Genomic DNA, 7,461 nt, shown 5'->3' with positions numbered 1-7,461 from the left:
CGGTCAGACCCCCACCCTGCGCATACCGCATAGGAACGGCATACCGCAGGGATCACCACCCGTCACCACCCGACGCTAAGCCGAAAAGCTCAGTAACTGCGTGACAACGCCGACGCACAGCGGCGAACAACTGCGGATGTCTGCGGACCGTCGCAGCAGGTGAAAGATGTACCAGCCCGAGGTCAAGCGGCCAGCAAACTTCCTTCGGGACGAAGAAGTCTCGTCGCCAAGGGGTGGTGGGAGGGGGGCGGTGCGCTGGCGCGACTGGGGTCCCGAGGCAAACCCGGGGACCGTTCAATTCCCGCCCCCCTTGGCCGCCGCGCCCGTCAACGAGGACACCGAAGCGGCCCATCGTGCCAGAAGCTAACATCCACCGCTGACAACGTCCTGGCGTCGGTCAGTGCCACCCGCCCAGTCGTGCCAGAACGGTGCCAGATGATGCGGGGAACCACGGGGAATGGCGGGGACTCTGCAACCAGCCAGCAGGCGCCGTAGCCGCTCTGGCACAGCTCAGCCCAGCAGCCAGCAGCAAAAAAACCCGAGCTTCCCAAGCTCAGGGCTCCGGCCACCGGATACGCGGTGGCCGTCTGACGCGTGATTCTGTAGCTTGCCCCCATGACCGACAACCGAAGGGGCAATGCCGCGTAGGCGCCCGTCAGCCCTGCGGGGCGACCTCCCTATCCGCCCCTGGAGGCGGCGACGGTACCCGTTCATTGATTGCCTTTCAGGATCTTGCACAGCTGACCTGCGTCGGCTAGAGCGGACCCGCTTCTGGCCCGAAGCCACAGAAGAGGCGTTCTGGCACTGGCAGGCTTATGCCCATGGCCCCCTCAGACAACTTGTAGACCCCCTCACAGGTCCCGACTGCGGCATCCCTGAGTGCGGGTGTTACGGCGCCGGCTTCCGTGAGCACCTCGAAGCCGTGCTTCACGCGCTGCCCAGGAAGAGTGCTCGTGAGTTGCGTGCCCTCGTGTGGGCCCTCGACGGGAAGATTCTGGCAAGGGCCAAGGTCATCCCGGCTGACAGCCTGGACGTGCCGTGGTGGCGAGGTCAGCTCTAGGACCATGGGCGGCCGTCTGAGTTTCCGTCTCATTCAGCCCCGTTCGCCGTTCAGTCGAGACTCCCAGCCGTCTCCACGTCGACAGCCAGCCGCCCATGGACGCAGGTGAACGCCCCCGTACACACCCCACGACCCCACCACCACAGTTGGAAAGCGTGCCCCATCCGTGCCCGATCGTGCGGGGAACCCCGGGGAACCACGGTCGCGAGCGGGCATCGCATAGCAAGTCGGCCCCTGACCGATTCGCCTGGTCAGGGGCCGTTCACCTGCGCGGTGGGTGTGGGATTTGAACCCACGGTGACTCGCGCCACGACGGTTTTCAAGACCGTGTACCGCTGGACTCGCCCATTGATCTGCTGGCCTGTCGGATCACCGCCACGCAGCGGGAATGTTCGCGAGCTGCTTCTCGAGGTCCCAACCGGTCGGCCTGCACTCGGGCGAGTGCCACTTGCCGCCACTAGCCAGCCAAAGCCTGCGCGACTCCCGGACCCCTGACAGTCTGCAATCCTCGACACTGGCCTCGCTGTAGCAGCACGGACAAATGACGAAAAGGGCGCAGCCGTACTCGTCGTACAGAACGGTTCCGTCGTCGTATTCGCAGATCCGGCAGGCGGTCTCGGTCTTGCCTTCCATGATCACCTCAATGGAGCCTGTCGACCGGGAACCCGGGTCGTTCCCGGTGAGCCCGGTTCCGGCCGCACGCTCGGCGAACCCCGGGTCGCCGACGAGGTCCCAGGGGTAGGCGTATCCGACGGTGCCCACCGGCCGCGTGCTCACCAACGCGGCCTCCGCTTCTCGTACTCGGGGCGGAAGCGCTTCATGTAGGCGGTGTCGTTGCGGCTGCGGATGCCACACCGCAGGTACTGCTCGTGCAGCCGGGCCAGCTCGTCGCGGTCGAGTTCGATGCCCAGACCGGGGGTGTCGGGCACCGCGATGGAGCCGCCGGAGAAGACGTAGGGGTTGTCCGCGACCACGTCCTCGGACCGCCAGGGCCAGTGCGTGTCCACGTCGTAGGTGAGGTTCGGGGTGGCCGCGGCGAGGTGGACCATGGCCGCCAGGCTAATGCCCAGGTGGCTGTTGGAGTGCATGGAGAGCCCGAGGCCGAAGGTGTCGCAGACGGCCGCGAGCCGCTGTGAGGCCCGCAGCCCGCCCCAGTAGTGGTGGTCGGAGAGGACGACGTCCACGGCGCCCAGGGCCAGCGACTCCGGCAGGTCGGCGAAGCCGACCACGCACATGTTGGTGGCGAGGGGCATCGGCGCCCGCGCGGCCACCTGGGCCATCCCGGGCATGGTGGGGGTGGGGTCCTCCAGGTACTCCAGTACGCCGTCCAGAGCCTCGGCCACCTTGTGAGAGGTCTCGACGGTCCAGGCACAGTTGGGGTCCAGCCGCAGCGGATGGCCGGGGAAGGCCTCGCGCAGCGCGCGGATCGCCTCGATCTCCTCTTCCGGCGGCATCACGCCGCCCTTGAGCTTGATAGAGCGGAACCCGTAAAGGTCCACCATCCGGCGCGCCTGCGCCACGATCCCGGCCGGATTCAGAGCCTCGTTCCAGGGGTCGGCCTCCTCGTCCGGGTAGGGCGAGCCCGGGTGGGTGGCCCACTTGTAGAAGAGGTAGGCGCTGAATGGCACCCGCTCGCGGGCCTTGCCGCCGAGCAGGGCCCACACCGGCTGTCCGGTGGCCCGGCCCTGGAGGTCCAGGCAGGCGACCTCGATCGGCGAGAAGGCCCGCGCCAGCGACTTGGCCGCGCTCGACGGGCCGGTCAGTCCGTGCGCGTCCGGGCTGTCCTGGCCGCCCACGGCAGCGGCGACGCGCCGCTCCAGGCCGAGGAGGTCGAAGGGGTCGCCGCCCACTGCGGCGCCGACGGCGGAGCGCAGCAGGCGCAGCAGGTTCTCGTCGCCGGTGGTCTCGCCGAGGCCGGTCAGGCCCGCGTCGGTGGTGACCTCGACGATGGCCCGCAGTGCGTACGGCTCATGCACACCGGCCGAGTTGAGCAGTGCGGGATCGCGGAAGGCGACCGGGGTGACGGTGACGTCGGTGATGCGCATCGCCGGCCTCACGCCGCGGCCGTGTCGAGCGAGGCGAGGGCCGCCCGGCCGCGGGCGATCAGCTCCTCCAGTCGCGCCACGTGCTCCGGTTGCGGATCGACCAGCGGCGGGCGCACCCCGCCCATGGCGAGGCCGCTCAGCCCCGCACCGGCCTTGATCAGGGCCACGGCGTAGCCGGGCACCAGGTCGCGCAGCTCGGCAAAGGGAAGGTAGAAGTCGCGCAGCAGCACGTCCATCGAGGCCCGGTCGCCGGCGCGATAGGCCTGATGGAAGCGGGCGGCGATGTCGGGGGCGCAGGCGAGCGTCGCCGAGGAGTAGTTGGAGACGCCGATGGCGTCGTAGGCCACGGCGCTCAGCTCCGCGGTGGGCAGGCCGTTGAGGAAGCCGAACTCCTTCGCGCGCGGGTGGCCGCTGGTGCGTACCGCGGTCACGATCCGCAGCATCTCCGCGACGTCGCCGATCCCGTCCTTGACGCCCACGACGGTGGGCTCGTCCAGCAGTTCGACGGCGGTCTCCGGGCTGAGCACGGCATTGGCGCGCTGGTAGACGACGGTCGGCAGCTTCGTCGCCGCGACGACGTACCGGATGTGGTCCAGCAGGCCGCGCGGGGTGGAGGAGACCAGGTACGGCGGCATCAGCAGCAGTCCGTCGGCGCCGGACTCCTCTGCTATGACGGCGGTGGCACGTGCCTGGGCGGGGCCGCCGCCCGCGCCGGCGTACACCGGCACCCGGCCGGCCACGGCCTCGACCGCCGTCCGCACGACGGTGCGGAACTCCTCCAGGGACAGCGCGGTGAACTCACCCGTTCCGCAGGCCACGAACACCGCGGCGGGGTCGGCGGCGAGGTGCGCCTCCAGGTGCTTGCAAAAGGCGTCGGTGTCGACCCGGTCGTCTGAAGTGAAGGGGGTGAGGGGGAAGGAGAGCAGGCCCTGAGGGAGCATGGGTTTCCTATCGTGCGGTTCTGAAGGTTGCGGGAGGCTGCGGGGGGGTGGCGCCGGTCCGGCGCTAGCCCTTGACCGATCCGGTGAGCAGGCCACGCTCGAAGAAGCGCTGCAACACCAGGTAGACGAGGACGCTCGGCACCATGAGGACGAGGGCGGCGGCCAATCGGACGCCCTGTCCCAGCTCCTGGCTGGACTGCAGACTGGTGACCACAAGGGTGAGCGTGTAGAGCCGGGGCGACTGGGCCACCAGCAGCGGCAGCAGGTACTGGTCCCAGATCATCAGGAAGCCGAAGACGGCACAGGTGCCCAGTGCGGGCCGGCACAGCGGCAGGATGATCCGGAAGAAGATGGTGAACTCGCCGGCGCCGTCGATCCGGGCGGCCTCTTCGAGTTCGACCGGAATGGTCTTCATGAAGCCGGTGAGGACGAAGATCGGCAGCGCCCAGCCGACCAGCGGCAGGATGAGGCCGCCGTAGGAGTCGAGCAGCGAGCCGCCGGTGAACGGCTGCGGGATGTGCCCGAGCACCAGGTAGGTAGGGATCGCGATGATCTCCTCGGGCATCATCATGGTCGCCAGAATCAGTGCCATCACCAGGCCTATGCCGCGGAACTTCTTGCGGGCCAGCGCATAGGCGGCCAGCGCGCTCACGGTGACCTGGAGGGTGAGGCCGACCGCGACCACGATGAGCGAGTTGAGCAGGCCGCGGCCGACACCGAAGTGCCACGCCGTGGTGAGATTGCTCAGGGTCGGGTGCTGCGGGAAGAGGGTGACCTGCCCGGTCTTGACGACACCGCCGCTGAAGGCGGTGGAGACCAGCGTCCACAGCGGCAGCAGGAAGACCAGCAGGACGAGCGCGTACAGCGGGACGCGTACGGCGGTGCGCGCCACCGCGCGCCGGGGCATGCGCAGCCCGAGGGCGGTTCCGGGATCGCTCATGACTCCTCCACCCGGCTGCGCCACCACCGCAACAGACCGGTGGCGATGACGGTCGCGATCAGAAGCAGGGTGGAGACAGCCGACGCGTAGCCGAGGTTGTTGTTCTGGATGCCGTTCTTGTAGACGTACGTGATGACCGTCTCGGTGGAGCCGGCCGGACCGCCGCCGGTGAGTACGTAGATCTCGGTGAAGACCCGCAGGCCGCGGATGACGCCGAGGGTGAGCACGATGCTGGTGACCGGGCGCAGCGCCGGAATGGTGACGTGCCACAGGCGCTGCCAGGCGCTCGCACCGTCGATGGCGGCCGCCTCGTACAGCTGGCGGTCGATGCCGGCCAGACCGGCCGCGAAGATCACCATGTCGTACGGGGCGGACTTCCAGACCTGGATCAGCATCACCGAGGCGAGCGAGCTGTGCGGGCTGGTCAGGAAGGGCAGCGGGCCGATGCCCACACTGCCCAGCATGCTGTTGACCGAGCCGTACTGGCCGGGGAAGAGCAGGGTGCCCCACAGCTCGGCGACGACCACCATGGCGGTGACCACCGGCAGGAAGGCGGCGGTGCGCAGGATCTTCAGGTGCCGGGCCGGCCCTTCCAGCAGGAGAGCCAGCAGGAACCCGACCAGGATCGAGGCGGTGACCACGACCACCGCGTCAAGCAGGGTGTGGCCGACGGCGGCGCGCAGGTCGGGGTCGTCGAAGGCGGTGCGGAAGTTCTCCAGTCCGACCCAGTGGTTGCCCAGGTAGGGCTGGACGTTGAAGAAACCGAGATAGGCGCCCCACACGGTCGGGACGAACTTGAAGACGCCGATCGCCAGCAGGGCCGGGGCCAGGAAGGCCCACGGCATGATCCGCCGCGCGACCGCGCGGCGGGCCCCCCGCTCCGTGCCGGTGGCGCGGGGCACGGGGACTGCCGTGGTGGTGTCATCGCGAGCTGGGCGGGTTCGGACCGTCATGTCAGCCGGCTGCCACGCCCTGCTGCTTGAGCAGCGTGTTGAACTTGTCGTTGAGCTGATCCAGTGTGGCCTTGGGGCTGGAGCAGCCGGCGACCATCTTGTTCAGCGCGTCCGAGGTCGCCTGTCGCAGGCTCTCCCAGTTGGGCAGGTAGACCGGCTCGTAGTGACCGCTCTCCTGGTAGAGCTTCTGGGCGAGGGCCCACCGCGGGTTGTTGCCGTGCACGGCCGCGCTATCCACATTTTTGTTGACCGAGAGCCTCACGATGGAGGCAGTGGGGACGGCGGTCATGCCGATCTTCTGGGCCTCGGGGGTGATCATGTATTCGGCCAGCTCCTGGGAGTGCTTCGGAGCCTTGGTCCCGGCCATCAGGTAGATGGAGGTGCCCTCGGCGAGCACGTCGGAGCCCCCGTTCGGGGCGGCCGGTGGCGCGATCACCGAATACTTGTCCTTGACGTCGGAGTCGTCCATGGTCGCGAAGGCGTAGGGGCCGGTCAGGTAGAGGCCGGCGACGCCGGTCTGGAAGACCTTGTTGGTGTCGGCCGTGACGTCGTTGAGCGCGCTGGGCTGGACGACCTTGTCGGTGCAGAAGAGGTTCTCGAACCAGGTGGCCGCCTGGACCGCCTGAGGGGAGTTGATCGTGGCCGTGTACTTGCCGTTGCCGGCGGACTTGACGTAGTCGCCGCCCGCCTGCCACAGGAAGGTCGACCAGAACCAGGAGATGTAGCCGCGGGTGGTCGAGCCGGGGACGGCCAGGCCGTAGGTGTCGGCTTTGCCGTTGCCGTCGGGGTCCTCGGTGGTGAAGGCCTTCGCGGTGGTGGCGAGTTCGTCCCAGCTGGTGGGCTTCTTCAACCCGAGCTTCTTCGCCCAGTCGGACCGCTCGAGGAGCACGTTGGCCTGGGCCGAGAAGGGTATGGCGTAGTACTTTCCACTGACGTCCTGGGCCGACTTCCAGGCCTGGTCGTTGACCTCGTCCTGGCCGGCGATGGAGTTCTTGTCCACCTCGCGGATGATGCCCTGCGAGCGGAAGGCGCCGAGCTGTGCGGCGTCGTTGACGACCACGTCGGGCAGCTGGTGGGCGGCGGCGGCCGCGTTGAGCTTGGTCTCGAAGTCGGTCAGCGTCATGAAGAGCTTGACCTTGACTCCGGTCTTCTTGGTGAATGCGTTGAAGACCGCCTGGTAGGCCTTCTCGGAGTCACCGGCGCCACGCACCCAGACATTGAGGGGGGCGTCGCTCTCCGCGGTCGGACCGGACGAGCCGCCGCAACCGGTGAGCGCGGTGGCGGTAAGACCTGCGAGGGCAGACAGCGTTACCGCGCGGTGACGTCCGCGTGGGAGGGTGCGCATAATGCCTACTCCGCTCTGTTCATGTTTCTGAACAAGATTCATGGGGTCGAATTGGCGAGGAACTTACGGCACGGCCGGTGAGCGGTCAAGGAATGTGTCCGTAAGAATCTGGGCAGAGTTGAGCGCTCGATACGGTGCCACGTCGCGCTCCGGCCCCGGCATCCAGACGTCTTGACG

The 7,461-nt window shown here is 68.3% G+C and carries 6 protein-coding genes and 1 tRNA gene; all 7 read right to left on the bottom strand.

What is annotated here, in order from left to right; genetic code table 11:
• Positions 1-1,334: 1,334 nt before the first annotated feature.
• The 7 genes from ACWC91_RS29200 to ACWC91_RS29170 all read right to left on the bottom strand — a co-directional run bounded on the left by ACWC91_RS29200 (position 1,335) and on the right by ACWC91_RS29170 (position 7,149).
• A tRNA-OTHER gene (locus ACWC91_RS29200) sits at positions 1,335-1,402 on the bottom strand.
• A gap of 27 nt (positions 1,403-1,429) precedes the next feature.
• Positions 1,430-1,837: a hypothetical protein gene (locus ACWC91_RS29195; protein WP_450644576.1), complete on the bottom strand. Its 408-nt coding sequence runs from the start codon at positions 1,835-1,837 to the stop codon at positions 1,430-1,432.
• Positions 1,834-3,105, bottom strand: a complete 1,272-nt coding sequence (locus tag ACWC91_RS29190; RefSeq protein WP_450644574.1) for a glucarate dehydratase family protein — start codon at positions 3,103-3,105, stop codon at positions 1,834-1,836. Before ACWC91_RS29190 ends, ACWC91_RS29195 begins: the two co-directional genes overlap by 4 nt.
• Positions 3,106-3,113: 8 nt before the next feature.
• Entirely contained in the window at positions 3,114-4,046 is a 933-nt protein-coding gene (locus ACWC91_RS29185; protein WP_450644572.1) for a 5-dehydro-4-deoxyglucarate dehydratase, read from the bottom strand.
• 64 nt (positions 4,047-4,110) lie between these two features.
• Positions 4,111-4,986, bottom strand: coding sequence for a carbohydrate ABC transporter permease (locus ACWC91_RS29180; protein WP_225079954.1), 876 nt, complete (start codon positions 4,984-4,986; stop codon positions 4,111-4,113).
• Positions 4,983-5,888: a carbohydrate ABC transporter permease gene (locus ACWC91_RS29175; RefSeq protein ID WP_225079955.1), complete on the bottom strand. Its 906-nt coding sequence runs from the start codon at positions 5,886-5,888 to the stop codon at positions 4,983-4,985. Before ACWC91_RS29175 ends, ACWC91_RS29180 begins: the two co-directional genes overlap by 4 nt.
• Positions 5,889-5,940: 52 nt before the next feature.
• Positions 5,941-7,149, bottom strand: coding sequence for an ABC transporter substrate-binding protein (locus ACWC91_RS29170; protein WP_225079956.1), 1,209 nt, complete (start codon positions 7,147-7,149; stop codon positions 5,941-5,943).
• Between the last annotated feature and the right edge of the window lie 312 nt (positions 7,150-7,461).

The organism is Streptomyces sp. NPDC001204 (assembly GCF_053598035.1).
This window is presented reverse-complemented; position numbering and strand designations above follow the sequence as displayed.